The organism is Asticcacaulis excentricus CB 48 (genome assembly GCF_000175215.2).
Taxonomy (GTDB): Bacteria; Pseudomonadota; Alphaproteobacteria; order Caulobacterales; family Caulobacteraceae; genus Asticcacaulis; species Asticcacaulis excentricus.
In genome coordinates this window covers 1099794-1123899 of sequence record NC_014816.1, presented here as the reverse complement: position 1 = coordinate 1123899, position 24106 = coordinate 1099794, and the positions used below count along the sequence as shown (strand labels likewise).

General features: G+C 59.2%; 29 protein-coding genes. 8 read left to right on the top strand and 21 right to left on the bottom strand.

Annotated elements, in window-relative coordinates; genetic code table 11:
- Positions 1–23 precede the first annotated feature (23 nt).
- Positions 24–413, bottom strand: a complete 390-nt coding sequence (locus ASTEX_RS05320) for a winged helix-turn-helix transcriptional regulator (protein ID WP_245532535.1) — start codon at positions 411–413, stop codon at positions 24–26.
- 185 nt (positions 414–598) lie between these two features.
- On the opposite strand from ASTEX_RS05320, the gene ASTEX_RS05315 reads away from it, so the two are divergent.
- Together ASTEX_RS05315 and ASTEX_RS05310 are read left to right on the top strand one after the other, a co-directional pair.
- The gene (locus ASTEX_RS05315; protein ID WP_013478583.1) at positions 599–1450 is read left to right on the top strand and encodes an SDR family oxidoreductase; all 852 of its coding nucleotides are present in this window, start codon (positions 599–601) and stop codon (positions 1448–1450) included.
- Positions 1451–1502: 52 nt separating this feature from the next.
- Positions 1503–2015 (top strand): GNAT family N-acetyltransferase, encoded by a 513-nt coding sequence (locus ASTEX_RS05310; RefSeq protein ID WP_013478582.1) that lies wholly within the window; start codon positions 1503–1505, stop codon positions 2013–2015.
- On the opposite strand, the gene ASTEX_RS05305 is transcribed toward ASTEX_RS05310, so the two are convergent.
- The 4 genes from ASTEX_RS05305 to ASTEX_RS05290 all read right to left on the bottom strand — a co-directional run bounded on the left by ASTEX_RS05305 (position 1999) and on the right by ASTEX_RS05290 (position 4304).
- Positions 1999–2457, bottom strand: coding sequence for an NUDIX domain-containing protein (locus ASTEX_RS05305; protein ID WP_013478581.1), 459 nt, complete (start codon positions 2455–2457; stop codon positions 1999–2001). The two genes, ASTEX_RS05310 and ASTEX_RS05305, sit on opposite strands and share 17 nt — an antisense overlap.
- Positions 2457–3476: a hypothetical protein gene (locus ASTEX_RS05300; RefSeq protein ID WP_013478580.1), complete on the bottom strand. Its 1020-nt coding sequence runs from the start codon at positions 3474–3476 to the stop codon at positions 2457–2459. The genes ASTEX_RS05305 and ASTEX_RS05300 overlap by 1 nt, the downstream gene beginning before the upstream one ends.
- Positions 3477–3562: 86 nt before the next feature.
- On the bottom strand, positions 3563–3886 hold the full coding sequence (locus ASTEX_RS05295) for a 2Fe-2S iron-sulfur cluster-binding protein (RefSeq protein WP_013478579.1): 324 nt from the start codon (positions 3884–3886) through the stop codon (positions 3563–3565).
- A 64-nt stretch (positions 3887–3950) separates the two neighbouring features.
- Positions 3951–4304 carry an Hpt domain-containing protein gene (locus tag ASTEX_RS05290; protein ID WP_013478578.1) on the bottom strand — a complete coding sequence of 118 codons (354 nt, stop codon included), beginning with the start codon at positions 4302–4304 and terminating at the stop codon, positions 3951–3953.
- Positions 4305–4829: 525 nt separating this feature from the next.
- Here ASTEX_RS05290 and ASTEX_RS05285 point away from each other — a divergent pair.
- The 4 genes from ASTEX_RS05285 (at position 4830) to ASTEX_RS05270 (ending at position 7454) form a co-directional block, all read left to right on the top strand.
- Positions 4830–5210, top strand: coding sequence for a hypothetical protein (locus tag ASTEX_RS05285; protein ID WP_013478577.1), 381 nt, complete (start codon positions 4830–4832; stop codon positions 5208–5210).
- A 2-nt stretch (positions 5211–5212) separates the two neighbouring features.
- The gene (locus ASTEX_RS05280) at positions 5213–5728 is read left to right on the top strand and encodes an RNA polymerase sigma factor (protein WP_013478576.1); all 516 of its coding nucleotides are present in this window, start codon (positions 5213–5215) and stop codon (positions 5726–5728) included.
- Entirely contained in the window at positions 5725–6009 is a 285-nt protein-coding gene (locus tag ASTEX_RS05275) for a hypothetical protein (RefSeq protein WP_013478575.1), read from the top strand. The genes ASTEX_RS05280 and ASTEX_RS05275 overlap by 4 nt, the downstream gene beginning before the upstream one ends.
- Before the next feature lie 317 nt (positions 6010–6326).
- Positions 6327–7454, top strand: coding sequence for a succinylglutamate desuccinylase/aspartoacylase family protein (locus ASTEX_RS05270; RefSeq protein WP_013478574.1), 1128 nt, complete (start codon positions 6327–6329; stop codon positions 7452–7454).
- A 328-nt stretch (positions 7455–7782) separates the two neighbouring features.
- On the opposite strand, the gene ASTEX_RS05265 is transcribed toward ASTEX_RS05270, so the two are convergent.
- From ASTEX_RS05265 to ASTEX_RS05250, 4 genes are all read right to left on the bottom strand, one after another.
- A complete protein-coding gene (locus ASTEX_RS05265) occupies positions 7783–8820 on the bottom strand; it encodes a LacI family DNA-binding transcriptional regulator (protein ID WP_013478573.1) in 1038 nt (345 codons plus the stop codon).
- A gap of 458 nt (positions 8821–9278) precedes the next feature.
- Complete coding sequence (locus tag ASTEX_RS05260) at positions 9279–9659, bottom strand: hypothetical protein (RefSeq protein WP_013478572.1); 381 nt, start codon at positions 9657–9659, stop codon at positions 9279–9281.
- Positions 9659–10714, bottom strand: coding sequence for an endonuclease/exonuclease/phosphatase family protein (locus ASTEX_RS05255; RefSeq protein WP_013478571.1), 1056 nt, complete (start codon positions 10712–10714; stop codon positions 9659–9661). The genes ASTEX_RS05260 and ASTEX_RS05255 overlap by 1 nt, the downstream gene beginning before the upstream one ends.
- 69 nt (positions 10715–10783) lie before the next feature.
- A complete protein-coding gene (locus ASTEX_RS05250; protein ID WP_013478570.1) occupies positions 10784–11146 on the bottom strand; it encodes a hypothetical protein in 363 nt (120 codons plus the stop codon).
- A 247-nt stretch (positions 11147–11393) separates the two neighbouring features.
- Between ASTEX_RS05250 and ASTEX_RS05245 the strand changes: the two genes are divergently transcribed.
- Complete coding sequence (locus tag ASTEX_RS05245; protein WP_013478569.1) at positions 11394–12095, top strand: SOS response-associated peptidase; 702 nt, start codon at positions 11394–11396, stop codon at positions 12093–12095.
- A gap of 2 nt (positions 12096–12097) precedes the next feature.
- Here the strand turns inward: ASTEX_RS05245 and arsH are convergent, their stop codons facing one another.
- The 6 genes from arsH to ASTEX_RS21050 all read right to left on the bottom strand — a co-directional run bounded on the left by arsH (position 12098) and on the right by ASTEX_RS21050 (position 15287).
- Positions 12098–12826 (bottom strand): arsenical resistance protein ArsH, encoded by a 729-nt coding sequence (gene arsH / locus ASTEX_RS05240; protein ID WP_013478568.1) that lies wholly within the window; start codon positions 12824–12826, stop codon positions 12098–12100.
- Positions 12804–13223, bottom strand: a complete 420-nt coding sequence (gene arsC, locus ASTEX_RS05235) for an arsenate reductase (glutaredoxin) (RefSeq protein WP_013478567.1) — start codon at positions 13221–13223, stop codon at positions 12804–12806. The genes arsH and arsC overlap by 23 nt, the downstream gene beginning before the upstream one ends.
- Positions 13220–13912: an MIP/aquaporin family protein gene (locus ASTEX_RS05230; protein WP_041658959.1), complete on the bottom strand. Its 693-nt coding sequence runs from the start codon at positions 13910–13912 to the stop codon at positions 13220–13222. The genes arsC and ASTEX_RS05230 overlap by 4 nt, the downstream gene beginning before the upstream one ends.
- A gap of 2 nt (positions 13913–13914) precedes the next feature.
- Positions 13915–14247 (bottom strand): ArsR/SmtB family transcription factor, encoded by a 333-nt coding sequence (locus tag ASTEX_RS05225; protein WP_013478565.1) that lies wholly within the window; start codon positions 14245–14247, stop codon positions 13915–13917.
- A gap of 257 nt (positions 14248–14504) precedes the next feature.
- Positions 14505–15122, bottom strand: a complete 618-nt coding sequence (locus ASTEX_RS19220; RefSeq protein ID WP_280959869.1) for a transposase — start codon at positions 15120–15122, stop codon at positions 14505–14507.
- Between the two features lie 21 nt (positions 15123–15143).
- On the bottom strand, positions 15144–15287 hold the full coding sequence (locus ASTEX_RS21050; RefSeq protein ID WP_083805548.1) for an IS110 family transposase: 144 nt from the start codon (positions 15285–15287) through the stop codon (positions 15144–15146).
- Between the two features lie 22 nt (positions 15288–15309).
- Between ASTEX_RS21050 and ASTEX_RS05215 the strand changes: the two genes are divergently transcribed.
- Positions 15310–16683 (top strand): DUF1593 domain-containing protein, encoded by a 1374-nt coding sequence (locus ASTEX_RS05215; protein WP_342626493.1) that lies wholly within the window; start codon positions 15310–15312, stop codon positions 16681–16683.
- A 41-nt stretch (positions 16684–16724) separates the two neighbouring features.
- Here the strand turns inward: ASTEX_RS05215 and ASTEX_RS05210 are convergent, their stop codons facing one another.
- The 6 genes from ASTEX_RS05210 to ASTEX_RS05180 form a co-directional block, all read right to left on the bottom strand.
- Positions 16725–18122 (bottom strand): PepSY-associated TM helix domain-containing protein, encoded by a 1398-nt coding sequence (locus tag ASTEX_RS05210; RefSeq protein ID WP_013478564.1) that lies wholly within the window; start codon positions 18120–18122, stop codon positions 16725–16727.
- Positions 18123–18131: 9 nt separating this feature from the next.
- Entirely contained in the window at positions 18132–20447 is a 2316-nt protein-coding gene (locus ASTEX_RS05205; RefSeq protein ID WP_144004614.1) for a TonB-dependent receptor, read from the bottom strand.
- Between the two features lie 107 nt (positions 20448–20554).
- The gene (locus ASTEX_RS05200) at positions 20555–21085 is read right to left on the bottom strand and encodes a response regulator transcription factor (RefSeq protein WP_013478562.1); all 531 of its coding nucleotides are present in this window, start codon (positions 21083–21085) and stop codon (positions 20555–20557) included.
- Complete coding sequence (locus tag ASTEX_RS05195) at positions 21082–22413, bottom strand: ATP-binding protein (RefSeq protein ID WP_013478561.1); 1332 nt, start codon at positions 22411–22413, stop codon at positions 21082–21084. Before ASTEX_RS05195 ends, ASTEX_RS05200 begins: the two co-directional genes overlap by 4 nt.
- A gap of 83 nt (positions 22414–22496) precedes the next feature.
- Positions 22497–23744 (bottom strand): copper chaperone PCu(A)C domain-containing protein, encoded by a 1248-nt coding sequence (locus ASTEX_RS19215; protein ID WP_168148068.1) that lies wholly within the window; start codon positions 23742–23744, stop codon positions 22497–22499.
- A gap of 11 nt (positions 23745–23755) precedes the next feature.
- On the bottom strand, positions 23756–24106 hold the full coding sequence (locus ASTEX_RS05180) for a copper resistance CopC family protein (protein ID WP_013478559.1): 351 nt from the start codon (positions 24104–24106) through the stop codon (positions 23756–23758).

Genomic DNA, 24106 nt, shown 5'->3' with positions numbered 1-24106 from the left:
TCCTTCTCAAAGGAAAGGGTTTTTCATGCATCGTCGAACGTCTGACGCGCTTCGGTTATACGCGGGTGGTTGTCCACTGCCCATGACACCAGTGACTTGAGGGCAGGCATCAGCGACTCGCCCAGCGGCGTCAGGCGATATTCGACGCTGGGCGGCACGGTGGCAAAGACGTGGCGGCTGATATAGCCATCGCGTTGCAGGTCACGTAGGGTCTGGGTCAGCATCCTTTGCGAAATATCCGGCACCGCGCGCTTCAGCTCCCCAAAACGGTGCGGCTTTGTTGAGAGTACCAGCAGCATCAGGCTCGACCACTTGCCGCCTATATGATCCATGACATCGCGTACCGGACAGGTCGAAATGTCGAACCCGGCATTGAGCACAACCTCGGCAATATTCGGTTCTTCCGTGCTCACGATTCTCAGGGGTTGCGCAGCCGATTCCAAGAACCGGTTCTCACTTTTTGGGCTGCGCGCCAATGGTTCCCTTTTCATCCCTATCTCCCGAAATAGTGCCGTCTTTACAGGGGCGCAAAACTTCCTATTTTGCACATGATCTCGTTTTGAGACTAATGTGAGATTTATAGAGAAAGGACCACCCCATGTCCACCATCCTCGTCACGGGCGCTTCGGGCCAACTGGGCCAACTTGTCCTGAAGGCGCTGGAGAACAGCCCGCACACCGTCATCGCAGCCTCGCGCGAGCCGTCAAAGCTGAACACGTCTTTTGCTACCCGCAAAGCCGATTTTGACCAGCCCGACACCCTCGTTGAGACCTTCGCAGGCGTAGACCGCGTGCTGATCATCTCTACTGACGCCCTTGCCGTGCCGGGTCAGCGTCTGAAACAGCACACGGCCGCCATCGAAGCCGCCAAGATTGTGGGCGTGCAGCATCTTGTCTATACTTCGCTGCCCAATGCCGAACCCGGTAACAAGATTAGCTTCGCCCCCGACCATTACGGCACCGAACAGGCGATCAAGGCCTCCGGCATCGCCCATACGATCCTGCGCAACAACTGGTACATCGAAAACCTGATGATGAGCCTGCCGCACGCGCTGGAAAGTGGGCAGTTCTATACCTCTGCGCCCGAAGGCCGTGTGGCCTATGTGGCGCGCCAAGACGCGGCCCGTGCCGCGGCGGCGGCCCTCAGTGACGCCCCCGGCGGTACCTTCACCGTGACCGGCCCCGAAGCTCTCACCTATGGCGACGTTGTGGCCCTCGCCAATGACATCACCGGCAAGTCGGTGAACCTCATCCCGCTCACCGATGAACAATTCGGCGGCGGCCTGAAGGCGGCTGGCCTGCCTGACTTCGTGGCCGATATGCTGACCTCGGCCGAAACTGCCATCCGCGCCGGCCAGCTCGACGGGGTAACGGATACGTTGCAAACCCTGACCGGTCAGGCTCCGAAGACGGTGCGTGAGGTGCTGACGGCACTTCTGAAAGCGAAATGACTCAACGGTGGCGGAGTAGCCGCCGCCGCCTCCACCGCCTATAATCGCCACCATGCTGATTCAACCCGTTCAAAGCGCCGACCTTAGCGACCTGTCCAGACTGGGGCGCGAGACCTTCACCCATACCTTCGGCCACCTCTATCCCGCCGGAGACCTCTCGGCCTATCTCGACAAAGCCTACGCGCCGCCGGTACTGGGCGAGGAGACGCAAGGGAAGGATCAGTTCTGGCGGCTGGTGCGCGATAACCGAGGCCGCGCTATCGCCTATATTCAGGCCGGTCCCGTCGGCCTGCCACACCCGGAAGCCGACCCACAAACCCAGGGGGAGATCAAGCGTCTCTACGTCCATCGGGAGGCGCAGGGCTCTGGTCTCGGCAAGCAGTTGCTGGAGCTGGGGCTCGCCTTTCTCAAGGCACGCTATGGCGATGCGCCACAATGGATCGGTGTATGGAGCGAGAATTATCGCGCCCAGAAACTCTATGAAGGCTACGGGTTTACTCGCGTCGGCGAATACGGTTTCAAGGTCGGCGGAACCACCGACCTTGAGTTCATCCTGCGTCGATAACGTGGTTGCGCAGCGCCTGTAATAGGACGGCGGCGTAGCCATCCTTTTCCAGCGCCAGCAAAGCGTCAACGGGCGTCAGCCACTCGGTTTCGTGGTCCGCCTCGATCTTGGTGTCGAGACGTTCCGCCACGATGTCGGCCAGATAGATGCGCGCATGATTGGCGTAGGGCTTGCCATCCGTATTGATAAAATACTGCAAGACCTCACCCACAAAACCTCCGACAGTGACCTCAAAGCCCGCCTCTTCTCGACATTCGCGGACAACGGCCTCCTCCGGTGTTTCGCCCGCCTCAATGCCACCGCCAGGCAGGTCTAACTTATCTCCCTGTCGCATTAAGGCCAGACGCTGGTCACGCACGATCAGCGCATAGGCGGCGCTGCGAGCCAAATAGGTCAGGCCCGCCACCTTCGTCCCGTAGGCATTCAGCGCGGGCAGCGGCATCAGTTGTCGTCTTCGCCGCGCAGAGCCTTCCACGCATCGCCGCGACCCGCCACCACGTCTTCATAGGTCACTGCCGGGTAGCCAAAGCCCATGGTTTTGGACTCGCGCCACGCGTCGAGAAGGACATCGCGCAGGTCCGAAGCCCCCTGCCCCAGACGTCCTACCATAAAGCTCTTGCCGCGCGCATCGCCCTCACTAAACCCACCGGCCTTATAAAGCTCATATAGCGGGGTCACGTATTTCCAGTTGCGCTCCAGCTTGGCATCGAAGCAGCGCTCGACTGCAAGTGTGCAAGGCTCGCTGGCCAACATGGCGGCGCGAACGTCTTCATTATTGATATTGGCGCTGACGAAGGCGCTTTCCAGCGGGCCGTGGATCGGCTCCAGGGTAAAGGTCTGCGGATTCGGGTATTCCTTGCCCCAGCCGTTATAATGGATCGATAGGTGCAGGGGCTGGGACGAGTCGCCGACATAGTGCGAGAGGATACCGATATCGCGCAGCGTCAGCGCTTCGCGGCGGCGGATCGCCTCTTTCAGCCACGCCTTGCGCTTGGGGTCGCTTTCGTGCGCCTCCAAATAGGTCATGCCCCGCCAATAGGCGAAATCCTTCACCACCTGTTGCCAGGCATCGATAAGCGCATAATTAAGATAGCCGGACTTCCACGGCATGACGTTCTTCGAGCGCAGCAGGGCGTCGAAGTCCGAACGCGACTGCGGCACCTCCTGTAGGCGCACCCCGGCTAAAGTCTTGCCGTCGTCGTCGAGGTCGATAAAGTGCGCGGAATCACGCTCGAAATCGTGCACTTTTCCTGCGCCCTTCCAGGCGTCGGGTTCGTTGGAATAGAAGCCTATATCGCCCACACCCTGAGCGCTGCGCAGAAACTCCGGCATATAGGCCGGAAGCGCGCGCGCGGCCTCTTCTCCGACGATGCGGTGGCCGGTTGGGCCCCAGGCAAGGGCAGAACCGGCCGATAGCAGGGCCACACCGGTGATCAGCAGCGAACGAAGTGTCTTACACATGGGGCCGAACCTTTTAGAACGGGTCATTTACCCTTTCGAATAGCCTATTTGCCCCGCCAACGCCAGTTGCGCTTAGCCGACCAGCGTTATCCCTCCGGCGCCAGTGTGACCTCAAGGCCGTTGAGATCGTCGCGCATCAGGATCTGGCACGACAGACGCGAATTGCGCTTCACCAGAAAGGCTTCGTCCAACTTTTCCTCTTCCTCATCTGACTTCCCGATCAGCTTGGGCAGCCAGTCCGCGCCGACATAGACGTGGCAGGTAGCGCACTCCAGCGCGCCGCCGCATTCGGCTTTGATGGGCAAACCGTTGTCGCGGATGATCTCCATGATGCGCCAGCCCTCGATCGCCGGCAGGGTGTGCTGCACGCCGTCGCGGTCCGTGCACAAGATATGGAGTTCGTCGCTCATCGTTGTGGCCTTTTCAGGGGTTTGCGGCGCATTTAGCGGCCAGGACCCGCCCCGACAAGCGATTTCAGCTCTTGAGACGGTTTAGCTCCAGTCCATGCAGATAGGCGGCCACATCCATCAGGACAGCATCAAGCGCATCGCGGACCTTTTCCAGACGGCTCTGCGCCCCGCCCTCATCACCGCGTTCTGCCGTTTCGGCAGCCACCGACAGGGCATTCGCCCCAATCCCGGCGGCTGCACCTTTCAGTGTATGGGCTGCGTCGCGCCAGCCGGGATGGCCGACATCGAGCAGCGGCGCCCACAGTTCGGCCTGCTGCTGAAACAAATGCAGCACCTCTTCGATAACTGTCGCATCGTTTAGTGTGTAAGCCTCAAGATGGGCGAAATCGACCGCGCCGGACAGGTCACGAAACGCCATAAGATCCTCTCGTCTTGCTGGTATACGCAGCACAGTGAGGCGTTTTGGGGCGGCTGACAAGCCGTCAGGAGGGCGCATCAATCAAGAAACAGGCCAAGAAAAAAGGCTCCGGTCTCTCTCCCCGGAGCCTTTATACCCCAACGACCAGAAAGGCTGTGCCCTGCCGCCCGATGCGATAAAGCCAGGTTAGACTGAAGCGTATAAAGGGGCGATAGGGAGACGCCTTTAATAGCACGAAGGCCCCGTAGAGAGACCAGGGCCTTCGGGCCGCAGTGTGACCGTTGCAGGTGGATCTGGATCAACGACCTTTTGCGGCTCTCTCAGGATAGGTATGCACGCATAAACTTTCGATACGCGGGAGTATTTGGCGTACTCTATGAGAAAATTTTGACCAGCCTGCATCCATACCCCCTCGCGGCGGACATTAAGAGACGAGACGGGGTGTCGATACCAAGATTCATACTCTGCCCCGCTTTACCCTGCCAGCCTTCGCGTCAGGGGAACCAACGCAACCGGAGACAACGAATGGAAACCCTTTTTGCGCAATACTGGTGGCTGCTTTTCCCCATTTTTGGCATGGGAATGGGCATTTTTGGTATGTATATGGGTCACAAGGCCCGACAGGATCGCATCGGGCTGATCCGTCAGTATCTTGAGCAAGGCAAGGAGCCACCGGCCTCGCTGCTCGACGGGTTAAACGGTGACGATGGCATGGACAAGACGGGCCAGAAGGCCAACAGTGGTCTTGTGTCTATGGTCTGCATCTTCTCCGCCTTCGCCCTGGCCTTTGGTTATGTGGGCTGGAAGCAGGGCAGCGACGTCTATTTCGCGCTGGGGTTGGGCTTTGCCCCTGCTGCTCTCGTTTCGCTCATCATCCTGATCGCCAAGTCAATACGGAAGAACTAAGCGTGACGCAACGCCGCCACGCACAGGCCCGCAACGGATCAGAGGCAGCCTTCGCCGTTCTGGTGTCAGAGCATCAGCAGGCGGTGCGGCTGTTTCTGCGGCGGCTGGCCGCCAATCCAGCTGACGCCGACGATCTGGCGCAGGAGGCCTTCGTCACCGCCTGGGAGCATATCGACCGCCTGAAGCCCGGCGTGTCGTTTCGCACCTTTGTATGCGGCATAGCGTGGAAAAAGGCGCAGAATGACCGTCGCCGGGTCCGGCGCGCCCAAAGCCGCGACGGGGCGTGGCTGTCGCTGCGTCGCGATGCGGAAACGCCCACGCACGAAACACGCATCAGCCTCGAAAAGGCCATGCAATCCCTGCCACTCGATATGCGAGCAGTCATTTCGCTATGCGTGGCCGAAGACTATAGCCACGTCGAAGCCGCCCGGATTCTGGGGCTTCCCCTTGGCACGATAAAATCGCATAGTCAGCGCGGGCGCGCCCGACTGTGTGAACTTCTGGGAGTAGAGCCATGAGCGATCCTTTGCGTCTGTTGTTCACTCCCACGAAGGTGCCCGCCCGCGATCTGGCCTTCGAACTGCGCGTTCTCGAAGCCGTCGAGCACCGCCGCTTTCGCCGACAGGTTGCTCTATATCTGACAGTCGCTATGGCTATACTTGGCGGCAGCGTTTTCCTGACGCCGCTCCTGTGGCCTGTATTGACCCTCCCGGGCCTGCCCGTCTTTTTGTCGGTCATCGGGGTCCTGCCGGGAATCATCCTTGCAGGCACGCAGGTTCTGGCAACGCAAAAAGCCTAAGCTTGTACCAAAACGCCCGTTTCAAAGCCCGCGCCAAAGGTCTGACGCCTCACCATTCGTCATCGCAGTGGATCACCTTAGAACCTAAGGCCGCTCAAGCGTTCGGAGGCTAAATTGAGCTACCCCTTGGCCCCCACATCATTGCCGACATAGATGATATGCCCATCACGCAAGGACACGGCTTGCACAACCGTGTTTGAAATATCTACCATGCGAATTTAGCGTTGGGGTTAAGGTGCATTGATGCCATATGCGGCCAATGGACACCGTAAAGGAGCAAGGTTAAGGTAGGCGCCGGACCCGTCTGGATTGCCCGCATGCGCACACGTCTTTTTAGCCTCGCCACCGTCGCCCTACTTACGCTGGCCACACCGCTTTTGGCCGCCACGACCTATACCGGCGACCGGATTGACGGCGTCAAGGTTGTCGGCGGACTCGACGTCGCGGACCTACCCGCTGGCAAAACCCGGTTGTGGTTTCGCGTGCTCGACACCTCGATCGGTCAGGGCTGGTACATTCCGATCGTTGTGATCAAAGGCGCGAAGCCAGGACCGAAACTGCTGATCACGGCGGGCATCCACGGCGACGAACTGAACGGCATTGCGGTAATCCATACGCTCGCCGAAACCCTGAGCCCGGACAGTCTCAGCGGCACCATCGTCGCCATTCCGGGGTTGAATACGCCCGGCCTCCAGCATTCCACACGCGGGTTTACGTCAGACGTGATTGGCACCGGCGGGGACAATCTCAATCGCCTCATGCCCAATGTGCCCCATCCCGATGAAGCGAACGGCAGTCCGGCAATGCGCTATGATCATCGAATCTGGACCAAGCTGTTTGTCGGCAATGCCGACTTCGCCGTTGACCTCCATACCCAGTCGCGGGGGACCACGTATCCGGCATATATCTTCGCCCAAACTCACGAGGCACGAAAGATCGCCGACGCGCTGAAACCCGATGTCATCAACATGGATCCAGGCGTCGACGGGGCTGTTGAGAATATGCTTAACGCCATTGGCGTACCTGCGGTGACCTACGAACTGGGCGCGCCCGAAACCTTCGATGAAGTGATGATCGCGCGCGCGCTGTCGGGCCTGCGCAATTTGATGATTATGCGCGGCATGCTGGTGGGCAAAGCCGAGGCACCGGGCAAGCCCTTCGTCGGCAACGCGATTGGTAATGTGAAATCGCCCAAAGGCGGCTGGGCGCGCCTGAAGGTCAAGCTGGGCGACATGGTCACGGCCGGGCAGCCCCTATTCACCCTCCATAACCCTTTCGGGGAAGTAGTGACAACGATCAACGCCCCCCATGCCGGACAGGTCCTCTCCTTAGCGACCGACCCTCGCATCGAACCCGGCGACTGGGTAGTGCGTCTGATCTGGTGGGACGACACACTGCCGTGTAAGGCTGATGGCTGTCCTCCCGGACCCTTTCCCGCGGAATGAGCACAACGCCCTAGTATCGCTCCGCGTTCCTCATGCACGTTTTCTACACCACGGCTTGGGGCCCTGGCGTACGCCGTATTTTGCGGAGCACGGTGGAGAAAATTGAATACATGTATTTGAATTTAAATGATTAAAAGGAAATCTAACTCCCGCACACCCATGCGCTCCCCCAAAAACTATATTTACTCTCAGTGCGAGTCCGTGCGCGGTTAGGCCGTTTAGTCGAATAATTGGCTGCTCGCCTGACTTTAGCCTTGGATTTCGGCAGGAAAGTCACCTCGGAGGATGAAAGCGCGATCAATCATTACCCCTCTTAACGGACGAAGGTTCAAACCGGCGCTGCAGACTCGCGCACGATGAGTCGATGCGGCACCACTTCAAAACCGGATTCGTTGCTTTCAGTGCCGTTCAATACGTCGATCAGCTTTTCGACGGCACGTGCACCGATTTGGCGGATCGGCTGATGGATAGTCGTCAGGGGCGGCCAGACCACTTCCGAAACGGGCGTATCATCAAACCCCACCACAGACAGGTCGGCCGGTAGGGTCAGGCCCATGCGATGCGCCGCAAACAGGGCTCCAGTGGCCATATCGTCATTGGCGCATATCAGCGCCGTTGGGCGATCTGGGGCCTTAAGCAACCCAATCGACTGATCCGCACCTGAGCGGAAAGTGAAATTCCCCCGTGCGGTCGCCATAGCCTCAGCTGATAGCCCTGCTTCGATCAGGGCGCGTCTGTATCCGGCAAAACGACTTTCGGCAGAGGCGTGACTTTCCAATCCCTGAAGGAAGGCAAAGCGCCGATGGCCAAGCCCCAACAGGTAGCGGGTGATTTCGTAACCGGCGACCTCATCATCCATACCTACCCCTGCAACTTGCGTTCTCAGATTGTCTCCGGGTGAGACGGCCACGTGCGCAATGTTCAGACGCAGAAGGGCTTCGTGCAAAACCGGATCATCAGAATACGGGGGAGTCAGGATAACGCCGTCACAGCGGCGGGAGGCCAGAAAGGCGCAAATTTTTTGAGTCCGATCAAGACTGTGCTGGTTGACCGCATGCATGAGAAGTTGAAAACCCGCTGGCGCACAAGCTCTGAGCGCGCCAAGTTCCAAACCGGAATAATAGTAGGAGTTGGGCTCCGCATCGAGGTCAGACGCATGGAGGAGGGCCAGCAGTTGCGACCGCCCCCCCGCCAGAAAACGCGCCTGAGCATTGACTTTGTACTGAAGCTTTTCAACCGCCTCCAGCACACGCGCCCGGACCTCCGGGCGGACATTGGGGCCGTTATTGAGGACCCGCGAAACCGTGGTGCGTGCGACGCCAGACAGGGCCGCTACGTCGTCAATCGTCGGTTTTGCCGTCTTCACCACCACCCTCTGCAAAAACCGCGCCCTAAACAATACTGCGAACCCCTGCTTTACAGCAGAGATTCGTGCCTCATGCAATTGACCGGTCAGGGGCAGCGTTTATCTTCGCACGGCCCTTTGGTCAAAACGAATAGATTGCGGATAACGCCACGAATGGAAGCGTGCCAGAAAATCTTGTGAGGCCCTTGCCTCCGTCGCCGGACCTTGCTGCGCACGCCCCCGTTTCCCGCCCTGCTGAAGACAGTGCTGACACAGCTGGAAGCGAACGCAAGGCCCGGCGCCGCCCCGCGATCTGTCGCTGAACGTGTTTTGCGGACTGACGATCATCCCTGATGATCGTCATCATACACACGGCAGAGGGGCCAAACACTATGACCTGCTTGCGCATGCCGACTGGTTTGGTTTTGCCATTCCACTGTAAGATAAAACGGCCTCACGCTTACGCCCTGCACCTCAGATTAGGGCTGCACAGACCAGCCGGTGATGCGATCCTTGCGAAACGTACGTTCTTCCTGGCGATTAACGCAGACGCCTTCGATGTAGGCACCAAGGCTGCGCCAGTTGGACACGCGACGCTCGGTGACTACCCCGTCGCGATCGGCGTAGGTGAAGGTGGCAAGCTCGCCCACCTCGCCTTCGACCCAACGCGGATCCGTTGCGGCCAGGTCGCGATCATGCTCATCGAGCGTACGCGCAACCTCCGGGTCAGCGCGCTTATACTTAGAGGGGTTGCGCAGGGCCTCGGCAGGCGCGTCGCGCCTCTTTACGCCGATCAGGTAGGTCAGGACCGCGCCCGCAATAAGCCCTGCCAGAAACGCAAGCAGTGTGGTTTCGGTCATCACTTCCCTCCCCGAACAAGATCAATGGCAATCGGCCAATGGTCAGAGGTGCCAGACCCTTTGCCGGTCTCGGCATTGAAGCGGAAGGCCTTCGGTCGCATGACCTGATCGCGATCGTCCCACTGCAATTGTTCATTGTCGGTCAGAACCGTGCGGAAGCTTTTCGGGTCAATCGCCCAGGCCTGGCTCGCCCCGCTGGCTTTCTGGGTGATGACGTCGAGATAGGACCAGGTCTTTTCGCGGCCATAGAACTGGCTGCCGTTCCCCCGGCAGGCATTATCAAGCTGAGCTGGTAACACCCAGCCGGTGAAGGCGGCCGCAAGCCCTTTGCGTTCGTCCGGCGCGCAGTTAAAATTGAAGTCACCAGCCGCAAGGATAACGTGGCTCTGCGGAAGCTTAGTGGCCAGTGTCGCTATCGTCTGCGCCGCGATTTCACGGCAAATGCGTGGATTGCCGCCCGACGGCAGATGTCCGCCAAAGATCGTCAGGGTCTTGCCGTCGGGCAGAGCAAGATCGACCTGCAGAAGATCGCGGGTCGTACCGGCTGAACCATCGCGGCTTTTGCAGTCCGACGTCCTGGTCAGATCCACCGGGAAGGACTTAGGCGTAAAGCCATTGGCCAGAGGCAGTTTGGACAGAAGTGCAACCTTGATCCCGCGCTGATCGGGCTTCGGGGCTGGACGGTTCGGATCAGCATCCAATAGCACCGCCGTCACATAGGCGGCACCGGTGTTATTCAGTGCGCCTTTGATCGCCTCAAGGCTCGCCTGGCTTTCCACCTCGGTCAGAACGAGCACGTCCGGGCCTCGCCCGAAGTCAAAGCGCTCGATGACGCGCGCGACGTTTGTGGCCTTGGCCGACACCCATGCCGGCGTATTTACAACCTCGTTGCTCGAGCCATTAGGCATCCGGGGATCGTCTTCGGCGTCAAAGAAATTCTCGACGTTGTAGGTCATTACGGTCAGGCGCGGGTCGGCCGTCTGCGCGGCAGCGCCGCCCGCGACGACAAGGCTAAACAGGCCGCTTAGCAGCCAAGGGGTAGATCTCGGGGTCATGACGGGCTCCATTTGCATTTGCTCATTTATCGGCAGGGTTTCATTACCGTCCAGCGATTTTCAGGTTCGCTAACTCGAAACGGCGGATGACTGGACTGCTTCGAGCGTCGTCATAGCCTCAACAAAGGTCAGGCCGTCGCCTGCCTGCGGCAGATTAAACGCGATACCGTCAAAATCGCCATAGACCCATTTGTCATCGCGCAGCATGTGCAGGATCGCGCCATCGCGCGAGACGTCCTTTCTATCGACCTCGGTCATGGCCCGCGTCTCCCAGTCTCTGATCAGCTTTTCGATGCGGCGCTGCATAGAGGTCAGGGTGCCGAGCGCACAGGCGCGACCTTTGACGAGTGGTTGCGGCAGGTCTCGCAAGGTGTTGATCATCGCGACCAGACAGTCATGATAGAGGTGCAAGCCTTCGGGGTTGAGGCTCATATCATCCTTCCGATCTTATAGTGAGAGCGGTGAGGTGCCACGCCGGCAAAACCCTTGGCAAGATGCCGATATCGGGTTTCATTGAACGGCCCACAGGAATAACGACCGATGTGTAATCTCTTGTCTGATTGCGATCCAACCGACAAGCCCCTTTTCCACACCCCCAAGCGACCGGTTTTCGACGCATTAATGCTCGGCTTGCGCACACATTGATCTTCGGAGATGATCGCCCGATAGGGAGGCGCACGTGTGCAACTTATATAGCCAGACCAAGGCAGCTGAAGGCATTCGAGCCGCAGCGAAGGCAATGATCGATAAGACTGGCAACCTGCCTTACCTACCAGGCATCTTCCCGGATTATATGGCTCCCGTTGTTCGCAATGGCACCGGCGGCCGCGAGCTGGTGATGGCACGGTGGGGTCTGCCCTCGCCGGCCTTCGCGCTTCAAGGTAAAAACGCGGACGGCGGCGTCACCAACGTCCGCAACACCGCTTCGCCCCATTGGCGCCGCTGGCTGGACACAGACAATCGGTGCCTCGTCCCCTTCACCAGTTTTTGCGAACCGAACCAGGCAGATGGCTCCAAGGTCAACACCTGGTTCGCCTTCGACGACACCCGACCTCAAGCCTTCTTCGCCGGCGTCTGGGTGCCGCAGTGGACGTCAGTTCGGAAGGTGAAGGAAGGCGAGAGCACCAACAATCTTTTTGCCTTCCTGACCACAGATGCCAATGCGGAGGTCAAGGCCGTGCACCCCAAGGCCATGCCCGCCATCCTGACCACGGACGAGGAACTTGATATCTGGTTGCATGCCCCATGGGCCGAGGCCCAGCATCTGCAACGTCCGCTGCCCGATGGGAGCCTGACCGTCGTCAAGACGGGTCCGAAGAAGGATGACGTGAACGAGGATCAGATCGCTGAAGCACTGCCACCGCAGGCGGAGCTTTTCTGACTTCAGATAGACGCCAGATTGACGCGCTGGCTTGCGGCTTCCGCACTTTCCTTGCGCTCTGAGTATCGGTCCACAAGGTAGTCGGCCGCGTCGCGCGTCAGCAGGGTGAACTTCACCAGTTCTTCCATCACATCGACGATGCGGTCGTAATAGACCGACGGCTTCATGCGGTCGCTCTCATCGAACTCCTGATACGCCTTGGCCACAGACGACTGGTTCGGGATGGTAATCAGTCGCATCCAGCGACCAAGCACGCGGAGCTGATTGACGGCGTTGTAGGACTGAGACCCGCCAGACACTTGCATTACTGCCAGTGTTTTGCCTTGGGTCGGGCGCACCGATCCCAGCGATAGTGGAATCCAGTCAATCTGGGACTTCATGATGCCGGTCATGGCGCCGTGGCGTTCGGGCGAGCACCAAACCATGCCTTCCGACCACTGCACCAGCTCGCGAAGTTCCTGCACCTTAGGATGCGACGGGTCTGCGTCATCGGGTAAGGGTAAGCCCGAAGGATTGTAGACTCGCGTCTCGCATCCCAGCGCCTGGAGTATGCGTTCAGCTTCAAACGTCGCCAGACGGCTGAACGACCGCTGACGTACAGAGCCGTAAAGCAGTAGAATGCGCGGCGGATGCGCCGAACGCCTCGCCGGCACCAGCGCTTGCAGGTCCGTCGGCCGGAAGCAGGCCGGGCTGATGTTGGGCAGGTCCTCAGACACGCTGGCCCTCCGCATCGATCATCAGTTCTCCGTCTTCCTTTTGGAACGGTCCTGCCGGCCAGTTTTCCAGCAGGTCCAGAACGAACTCGGAGGGGCGGCAAAGCCTTGTGCCCTTTGGCGTAACCACGATCGGCCGATTGACCAGGATTGGTGTCGTCAGCATCGCCTCGAAGATCACATCATCGCTAACACCGGGCTCCAATAGCCCAAGGTCTCTGGCCGGCGACTTAGTCTCCCGCAGGGCCTGACGTGGCGACAGGCCTGCATCGGCCAGCAGTTTAGACAGGTGGTCGGAATGCCAGCCTGTTTGCAGATACTCGACGACATCGGGTTGATATCCGGCGGCCTCGATCACAGCGAGAACGTTGCGTGACGTACCGCAGTCAGGGTTGTGGTAGATGGTGACGGTCATGTTTCGGCCTCGGTGGATTGAGGGTTGATCGGCGGGGTATCCAGCAGCCAGCCGAACACAACGACGCCTGCCAGCGCACCCAGGCACTGACCGACGATGAAGCCCGGCACGGAGTGCGGCGCGATACCCGCAAAGGAGTCGGACAGGCTGCGCGCCAGTGTGACAGCCGGGTTGGCAAACGAGGTCGATGCCGTAAACCAGTAGGCTGACGTGATGTAGAGACCGACGGCGACCGGAATAAAGCCGGGCCGGAAGCGTAGGCAACCGAAGATCGTTGCGATTAGCCCAAACGTGGCAACACCTTCCGCAAAGATCAGTGCTGGGCCATCTCGAAGCTTATACGACACCTGCCATACCGTCTGTCCGAACATGGCGTGCGCGCTGAGAACACCCGCCACAGCACCGGACACCTGTGCCACAATGTAGCCCAGCGCCTGCGCCGCGCCGATCTCACGGCGAGCGGCGAAGGCCAGTGTGACAAGGGGATTGAAGTGCGCCCCCGATATAGGGCCGAAGACCGTAATCAGCACGACAAGGCCCGCCCCCGTCGCCAGTGTATTGCCCAGTAAGGCGATGGCGGCGTTACCGCCCGCCAATGTCTCGCCCATGATGCCGGACCCGACGACGATTGCCAGTAGCAACGCCGTACCCAAGGCTTCAGACGCTAAGTTTCGGGACAGCGAGGCCATAATCAGCAGCACCGGCCAAGTTTGGCAATAAACGGCTGGCATTGCTCGGGGTCTCCCCCACAGCAGTTCTCCAGGAGATAGCTCAACAAACCTTGCATGCCGTCGAAGTCGGCGAAGTAGCGGATGCTGCGCCCCTCCCGTACACTGCGGATCAGCCCCGCTTGCGCAAGGACCGACAAGTTGGCCGACATCGTGTTCTGCTTGACGCTTAAACGGTCACCGATCTCCCCCGCAGGCAAGCCTTCGGCCCCCACCTGTATGAGCAGGCGGAAGGCGTCCAGCCGAGTCTCCTGGCTGAGGGCAGCCAGAGCTTCAAGGGTTCGCTTCTTATCCATACATCATGCTTACATGATATATGGATATTATGTCAACCCGCTGTCATGCCGGTTAAGGTTCAGCCCGCGAGGCTCGCTCTTGTCTACGAAGTCAGCGCAAAGCTGCTTCCAGATGGTGGTCCGACAGTCGAAGGTTGCCATCTATTCGGCGTGCTCGGTGCACACAGATTACAACGCAATCTCTTCAACCTGGTCCTTGCGGACATCCTTTCGCCAGCAGGCGAAACTTTAAATCCAGATCAGCCGATCAACCTACGTCATGCGGCCGTAACCTCGACGTCATCTGCCTTCGAGAAGCGGAAAGTAGTCCCGTCCGCCCAGATGCGGTGCATGACGATGGCGAGTTTACGTGCGACAGCGATGATTGCGCGTCGCAGCCCGCGCCGCTTGGCCACGGCCAGCCCCCAGCTTCGGAGCGCTGAATGCTTCATTGAACGCGTCAGTAGCGCGAGCGCCGCCTGATAGAGAACGGTCCGCATGTTTGCGTCCCCGCTCTTGGAGATGCCACTATTGCGGTCCGTTTCGCCAGAGGCATACTTCTTCGGCACAAGACCCAGGTGCGGCCCAACATCACGGGATCGACTGAAGCGGTCAGGATCATCTATGGTCGTGAAGTACGTGATAGCGGTAATAGCGCCGACACCCGGCACGGTCATAAGCCGCTTGCAAACCTCATTGCGCCGGACGATTTCCAGCAGCATCTTCTGGAGAACTGCACATTGGTCGCGCAAAGCCGCTCGGGCGATCAGCATGGGACGTACCATAGCTTCAATCCGCGGCAAGCCTTCGACTAAATCGAGCACCTTCCCTTCGAATGGCCCCGCCGTGACGCGACCGAGGATCTTCAGGCCAAAGACCTTGAGCGTACCGCGGATTTCGTTCTCAAGATCGATCTGCTAAATCTGAAGCGTCCGCCGGTTGGCCAATAACATACGAAGTTCCTGACTTTCATCGCTCTTAACGTGAACGACCGAGTACCAGCCTACACGCATGCAGCTTGCTATAGCCTTCGCGTCATTGCGGTCAGTCTTGATAGGCATGGTTTTGGTAAGTGCGCGGAGCTTGCGCGCGTCGATACAGATGGCGTTATACCCTCTGACTGATATTGAAGCTGACCCTGACGACTCTCAATCGATTGTAAGGCTTCTCCTTTACGCCAACCAGATAGATATCGAAGGGTTGGTGGCGACCACTTCTGTCCACCAGAAAGCGCTGGTCTCGCCTGCTTCCATACATGCCATTTTAAACGCCTACAGCAAGGTTCAACCGAACCTTTTAAAGCATGAGCCCGGTTTCCCTAAAGCGGCCGCCCTGCACGCCCTCGTATCCGAGGGCCTCCCAGTCTATGGGATGACCGGGGTCGGAAGCGGAAAAGACTCTGCGGGCTCTGAGTGGATTATCCGGGCTCTTGAAAAAGAGGATAAACGACCTTTGTGGGTTGCCGTCTGGGGCGGTGCGAATACGCTCGCGCAAGCCCTCTATAAGATTAAGGCTACTCATACGCCCGAAGAGGTGAAGCGACTGATAAGCAGGTTGCGCGTCTACACAATCTCCGATCAGGACGACACCGGTATATGGATACGCAAGACCTTTCCGGACCTGTTTTATATTGTCAGTCCGGGGGGGTACGGTAATGCCACCTGGGGTGGGATCAACACTGTTGAACCCGGATTTGACAATTCAGAGATCAGCAATGCGTGGATCGCTGAGAACATACAGCAAGGTCATGGCCCCCTGGGGGCCGCTTATCCGGATGTCGGCTATGGTGTTGAGGGTGACACCCCAACGTTCCTGTCCCTAATTTCGAACGGACTGAACGCACCGGAACGACCGGACTGGGGCGGCTGGGGCGGGCGCTACACCCTTTATACCCCCGAGTTTTCGGCGATTGATCCGACAGGTTTTACCGGCGGTGTTCCCGTTGAAACCGAACCACGCCCCATCTGGACAAACGCAACGGATAGCGTCGCACCCTACAGTGCCAATGATTATGGTCGCAACGTCAAAGCCTCCGAAAAACTGGCCAGAGGCTTTCGCACGACGATCTGGCGTTGGCGCAAAGACTTCCAAATTGACTTCGCCGCCCGCATGGACTGGACAACCAAATCCTATTCTGAGGCGAACCACCCACCCGTTCCCGCGCTCGGCCATAGCGACAGGCTGACCGTCAAATCTGGAACAGGCTTCTCGCTGAGCGCTGCGGGCACCACAGACCCTGACGGGGACAGCCTCAGCTACCTGTGGATGAACTATCCCGAAGCCGGCACCCTTAAACACCCTATTCCGATCGGGAGTGCCGAAAACCTTTACCGCGTAAATATCAACGCGCCTGTTGTGAACAGTCCGGAGACAGCACACTTTATTCTCAAGGTGACGGATAAAGGAACACCGGCGCTTACGCGCTACAAACGCGTTGTCGTGACAATTGTCCCCTAGAGCGGGCGCCGATTTCTCAGCATCGGTCAATTACCCGGTTCCTAAGCCGCTCGGAGCCCGAGCCAAGTCCTGACGCCAGGCAAATGCCTCAGGAGCAGGAATTCAAGCGCGCCCACGACAAGCAGACTGATGCCCAGAACCGGCAGGAAAACTCCTAAGGCGATGATCAGAGTACCTAGGCCAATCCCCGCGGGCGTACTCGCGGCCGGTTCAGGCGCACCGAGCTTACCCGCCGGACGACGTTTCAGCCACATGATTACGCTACTGACGCACAGGGTGATCAGAGACAGGGCCGTAAACACACCCAGAGCCTGATTTAGCCAGCCGAACAGGTGCCCTTCATGGGCCGCAATCATGTATCCGACGACCTGATCAATAGGATGCTTTTGCGCAAAGGTCTCGCGGCTTAAAACCTGTCCGGACTGGGGGTCAAGCTTCAGAGTCACCCTGAGCGGGCGATTCTGCGTATTGGATTGCGCGGTCCAGTCTTTGACCTTCTTCGACGGCGCATTGATCGTGACGGGTTCCGGGAGGTCGAGCGCCCTTACACTGGCGTACATGCTATCAAGTGACACCATGGCCGGACCAACCGCATGGGCTTTATGACCAGCATGCTCGCCTTGGCCCGCCTCGTGGTCGGCGTGCTCTGAAGTGCCGGTTTCCGCGCGCTCCGTGCTGCGGTCGGCGGCGCGCCCCGAACTCCAGTCCTGTTTGACCGCCGCCGTATGGGTGATGGCGCGCACCTGTTTGAAGGCGTCGCCCCAAACAGAGGTCCACGGAAGCCCTGACAGCAACAGAAACAAGGCAAAGAATGAGACATAGATCCCAGTGATGGCGTGAAGGTCTCGCCAGAACAAGCGCTTGTTCCCACTTGTTCGCGGATAAAGGACACCCGCAAGGCCTGCGGCCTGACGCGGCCACCACAGATAGAGCCCCGTGAGGATCATGACGATGGCCCAGCAGGCGGCCAGTTCCACGATAATCTCGCCGACCTTTCCGGACAGCAGTTCCCCGTGAATGTTTTTCACCTGCGCCATGAAGCGCTGTTCTTCGGGAACGGACTTGAGGATGGCGAGGGTCTGAGGGTGAACGTACAGTCTCAGCTTTTCGCCGTTCTCCGTAAGCACAACCCGCGTCGCGTCCTGAGGGTTTTGTCGCACCTCAACCGCCGACAGTTTTGCCCCCGGATGGGCCGCCGTGGCCGCCGACACCTGCTCGGTGATGGATTTCACCGGCCCGGTAAAAGATAGAGCATCATATGGCCGGTCTATGGCGCTTTCGATCTGGGGTTTGAACAGATAGAGAGAACCAGTGATCGACAATATGATGATGAACGGGATGCAGAACAGGCCCGCGTAAAAGTGCCATCGCCAGACGGCCCGCACCAGGGCCTGTCGGCGTCTGGCGCGGTTCAGAGACTCATCAACGGCCCCGGACATGGACAGCCTCTACTGACGATACTTGAGTTCGATGAGAACGGTGCGCTGTGGCAGCGGGTGAGACACGTAGGCCTGATAGTTGGCGACATTGTCAATGCCCACACTCACCTGCGTCCGGGGTGTCACCGCATAGTTCACCTTCAGATCATAGGTGTTGTATTCACTCTGGAAGCCAAAGGCCCGGCCCCGCGACAGCCCGAACAGGTCAGAGTTCGGTCGTGAGGCATAGCGCCAGCCCATTGTGCCTTTCAGCCTTTCCGTAAAGGCATAGGTCAGGCTGCCGTTGGAGCGCCAGCGCGGGATGCGGGGGAACTGCACGCCTTCGGCCGCGCGGTTGGCTGGGTTTTCAACGGTTTTTGCGTCCATCCATGAGACACTTCCATTCAGGTCAAGTCCGGTAATCAGGAAGTCTTTGGCTTCATAGATCGCTTCCACACCATACTGCTTCATGCGCGCGATGTTCTTGTAGTTCGAAACGGTGTTTCCGTACTGATTGATGCCCTGGAAGGAGAAGATGGCATCATCAATGTCCTGACCGAAGGCCGACAGGGTCAGGTTCGAGCGCGCAAACTTACGGCGCGCAATCAGGCTGATGTCTTTCGATTTTTCGGCTTTGAGATTGGGGTCGAAGCTGTCGGGCAGGATGATCTGAGCCACCGGATCGAACGTGCCCTGATAGAGCTCGCCCACGGTGGGAAAGCGCGTAGCGGTCCCAAGGCTCAATTGAAGGCTCAGTGTATCCGAGACGCGGGTTTGTAATGAGAGCTTCGGATCTACCGAGGTCTGGCTGCGCGTGTCGTAGCGGGTGACGACCTTCTGGTTGGCGCTGTTGAGCCCGCCAAGACCACCATCGAAGGCGCGCCAGCGGTCAGCTCTGACGCCGAGCGTCAGTTCGGTGCGGTCGCTTAGGCTGATCTCGTCTTCAACGAAGACACCGAACCCGGAGGTCTTGCCGAAAGTGCCGGAATTATAGGTGGGATTGGCGGCTGTGCGCCAGTTTGTGACCGAATAGATGGTTTGTCCGGCCTTATAGAGGTTCTGGTTGACGCCGAAGGTGATGTCGTGGGCGCCAAAGGCCTGACGCATGGAGGCGTCAAAGGCCCACCAGCCCGGTGTGTCCTGAAGCGTCTGACGCCCTGCGCCCGACGACAAACCGGTCAGGAAATCAATCGAGGCCCGACCATCGCTTTCGGCGATCCAGAAACGCGAGAGGTTGGCCCGCACGTCCCATCCACCCCAGGGCCCGCTCACACGGCCCCCGGCAAGGTATTCGGTGCGCTCAGACGTCGAATGGGTAATACCAGTGGCATTGTAGTAAACCCCGTTGAACTTCACACGACCCTGATAGACAGGCAGGCCCGTCGCCGTCGCAGTCAGCCAGGTGCGGGCATCGGTCAGGTCCTGCGATGACTTCCACCAGACGAGCAAACCATCGGCCTTCCAGCCCGCCCCCAGATCATAGCTGGCCCGCAGACGCGCCTGATCCTGCACCACATCAACAGGAGATTGCGCCCCGAACACCGGCGTGGCGAGGCGCGGATCGACATAGGCCCCGGTCACATCGGTATAGGTCGCCTGTACCGAGGCCGAAGTCGGTTGCGTGGCAACGCGCGAGAGCAGGTTATAGGTCATCGACTGACCTACATTCTCGAAGTGACGATAGGAGGCGCGAAGGCCCAGACGGCTACCTTCCGGCTTCCAGGTCAGGCCGCCTTCGAAGCTATACCCCTCAAACGTCTCATCAAAACCGTACTCCTTGAACGGCATGATCATCTTCTGGACGGTGGCGTAACCGCCACTGGCCTTGGGCTCATCGGTCGTGATCGAGACCACGCCGCCCATCGAATTACCATTATAGCGCGCCGAATAGGGCCCATAGACGATATCGAACTGACGGATTTCCGAAGGCCCGACCACGTTCCATTTCGGCGGGAAGTCAAACCGGTTGCCGAGGAAGTTGGAAACGAGGAAACCATCCACCAGCACAATGGTGCGCGCGCTCTGCACCGTATTGGCGCCACGCATCGCCACCACTGCATTGTCGTCACCGGCAAAGCGCTTGCGAACGAAGAAATTGGGCGTGTACTTCATCAGGTCTTCGACGTTGAGCGCGTTGACCTTTTCAAATTCTTCGCGCCCCAAAGAGACAGACAGGCCTCTGGGTTTCACGGTAATGGGCGTATTCTTTTGCCCCACAACAATGATGTTCTCGACCTTGTCTTCAGCCGGCACCTCGGCCGTCTCGGCAGCGTAGGCCCATAAGGGCAGCGCGGATGCGCCCGCCAGAAGCGTGGCCAGAAGTGCGTTTCTTTTGGTGATGAACATGCCCATAGTCCCCAATCTCGACGCGACCAGCCGTCGCGCACAGTTGAGAGGGCGTTTAACGGAGTTCCTGACCCCAGACAGTTGGACAAAATGTCCTACACCTATGGTTACTTTATGGGCTGTTTCGCCAGTTTGCGCGTCAGGGTGCGCCTGTGCATCCCAAGGCGACGGGCGGTTGCCGAGATGTTGTAATCCGTTTCCACCAGCATCTCGTGGATGCGTTCCCATTCGAGGTTTTTGATTGAGGTCGGGCGTGGGGTCAGCGCCACGTCCGTACTGGGTTCATCGTGTTCGAACGCCGCAATGATCTCATCGGCATTGGCGGGTTTGGCCAGATAATGGGTGGCTCCCAGCTTTATGGCCTGTACCGCGGTATTGATGCTGGCATAGCCGGTCAGGACAACAATACGCATCTCCGGATCGAGCGCATGCAAGCCTTTGACGCATTCCAGGCCGGACGCCCCCGGCATTTTGAGATCAACCAGCGCGAAGGCGGGTTTCAGGTTCTCAGCCAGCGTCACCCCTTCCTCCGCCGTGTGGGCGACGTGAGTCTTAAAGCCGCGTCTGGCCAAGGATCGGGCCAAAGACGCGGCCAGATCCTTGTCGTCATCGACAATCAAGGTGATGAGATTGGTCACAGCGCCCCCTCATCGGGCAGCCGGATGGAGGCCAGAGGGAGACGGAGCTCGACACGCGCACCCTGCCCCTTCCCGTCAGCGCTCTGGCGATTTGAAACAAGGAGTTGGCCGCCCAGAGAGCGAAGGGTGTTGTGGCCAAGGAACAGTCCAAGCCCCCGACCGCCCTGTCCGGCCTGATCCTTGGTAGAGAGATAGGGTTCACCGATACGCGATAGGATGTCGGCGGAGAAGCCCGGCCCTTCATCCTCGACCGCCATGATCAGCGTGTCGGCCTCAACTTTGGCCATGAAGGCTACGGTCTTGTCCCGGCCAGCGGCCTCAACCGCATTGTCCAGAAGGTGCGTCAGGGTCTGCGACATGACCCGGTCGGCGGCGACAGAGACGTCAGGGACCTCAAGACGGGTGTTCAGGGTGACGTCCGGGTTTTGCGCCTGCCACCCGTCGAGAGCCTGTTCGAGGAAGGCCCGGAGCGAGGTGGCCACCGCGCCCTCCCCTCTGGCGGAGCCGGACGCTGACAAGATGCCCGTAATAATGGATTTGCAGCGCTCAAGCTGGGTCTGCATTGTCTGGATGTCCGCCAGTTGCTCGGCGCGTTTGCGCGGTACAGACAAGTCATGCCAGTCCTTCAGGATCACCGACAGGGTCGTCAGCGGTGTGCCCAGTTCGTGCGCCGCGCCGGCACTCAACAGCCCCATGCGGACGATTTGCGCGTTTTCGGCTGACTGTTGCTGCAACTGCGCCAGTTCCTGATCGCGAGCGCGCAGATTGGCCGTGATACGCGACACAAAAAACACGACCAGACAGGCGGCCATGGCATAGGCGATCATCATCCCGTGCACGTGCATGTCAAAGCCGGCGGAGGTGCCGCCGTGATGTTCATGTCCCGCCGGATAGGATTGCCGGAAGAAGCTCAGCCCTGCGTAAAAGACGAACGTACTGGCCGCGATACTCCAGGCGTAGAGCGGTTTTAACAGCACGGCACCGATAATGACCGGGAGCAGGTAGAGAAGAATAAAGGGGTTGGAGGTCCCGCCACTGAGATAAAGCTGCGCGGTGAAGGCCACCACATCGACCATGAGCCCGGCAAACAGTTCAAAATCGCTGATCCGGGCTTTGGATTTGTAACGATAGAGGGCCCAGAGATTGAAAGCCACGAGTGCGGCCGTCACCCAGAGCATCTCACCTATCCGAATGACGAGGTTGAACCCGTAATAAACGGTCAGGATCGTTGCCAACTGGCCATAGAAGGCCATCCCGCGCAGATGAATCAGCTGCAGCAGGTTTTTACGCAGCGTTTCCTGTTCAATGTCTTGAGAGAGATGGGGCATGACGCGGGCTGAAAGAGGTAAACCTTGCTGATATCTGGCGAGGGGTAGTTGTCCACTGGACAGATTGTCCCACACGCAACAGATCAATGACTATGGGAATGGGCGCTCACCTGCCCGGTCACCGGGACCTCCAGTTCCACCTTCCCGACACGTTCGAACGTGAGAACAACCTGTTGACGTTCGCCTTCAACCAGACGGCGGTTTGTACCCGTAAGCATGATGTGCGCCCCCATTGGGGCCAGTACGAGCCCTGCCTGAGCCGGCACGTTGAAGCCCTCGGGTGCCGGCGCCATGCCCATAAGTCCGTCCTTCATCGACATGATGTGCAAAGAGGCCGACTCGGCACAGACGCATTGCGCGCTCACGAGGCGATCCGGGGTCTTTCCGGTGTTCTCCACGGTGAGATAGACCGCACTCACCGGAACCGTGCCGCGCGTGGCACGCATGGCGTACTGGCTGATGCGCAAGGCGCCCGCCTCAACAACCGGCGGCGCGGCCACGTTTAGAACCGGCGCTTCAAAACGGTGCACAGGGGCACTCAGCGTTGTCAGGCAAGCGGTGACGACCATCACAGCCGCAAATAACCCCATCTCGATTTTGACCACTTGGCGCAGGGCGTTGCTGGCTGTTTCGCTGTCAGCGAGGCGCGGGACCAGACGCCAGCGATTATAGGCGGCGAGGCCCAGTACGCCGGCAACAATGGCGACCTTGAGGGCCAGCCATCGGACATAGGCCTGAGAGAGGTCGATTTCTGTCCCCAAGAGAATGACGGCCATAAACGGACCCGCCATCACAAGCGCCAGTACCGCACCAAAGGCCTGCTGGCTGAATCTGCGCGCGACCTCGCCAAACTCAGTCGGGCTTTCCAGCGACAAAAGCCGCCAGAGTCCACCGAACCACCAGGTCGCCAGACCGATGTGCAGGCCAACGAAAATCGCCCCACCGACCCCGGCGCGCGCCGCCATGTGCCCCGAAAAGGCCAGACCCGCCACCAGCCCGCCGGCCCCCGCCAAACGAATGAGCGGGCGGGTGCCTCCCAATCCGATAACAACCGCGCTGACAAACTGGAGGATAAGGCTCAGGCCCGCACTCGATCCAAACAGGGCCGACAGGGTCGGCGCATCAAATCCGCCCCCCAGACGCAGAAACAGGAAACAGAACTGCGTTGCGGCAATCAGTCCGGTAAAGGCCGCCAGTCCCAGACTGTTAAGCTCAAGTCGTCGGCGATAACCGTACAGCGAGGCATCCGCAAAGATGAGCCCTGCGGTCGCAAACACACCCACATAGAGCATGGTTTTGAGAAGGGAGCTGAATACCAGTTCCAGGGTCAATCCACCGTCCATCAGGGGGCTTTGCGGATATTGACGATGATCACGCCTTCGACCACGTGGCCATCTGGCGACAAGGCCTTCCATCTCAGCTCATTGCGCCCGGCCGGCAGGTCCGGGGACGCGGCGGTAAAGCTGTCCGACTCGCCCGTAGGCAAGAATTTCAGACGCTTCTGTCCGTTTGCATGTTTGCTGACCAGAGAGGTGAGTCGCACGGGCTCGGCAAAGGTCAGAACGATTTCAGGCGGAGATTCCGTCAGAACCTCGCCGCTTTGTGGCACGGTGGCGATCAGGGGCGTGTGGGCACTGCCTGCCACAGGCAAGCTGATCAGTGCGGCTATGAGCGTCAGGACCTTGAGTTTCAT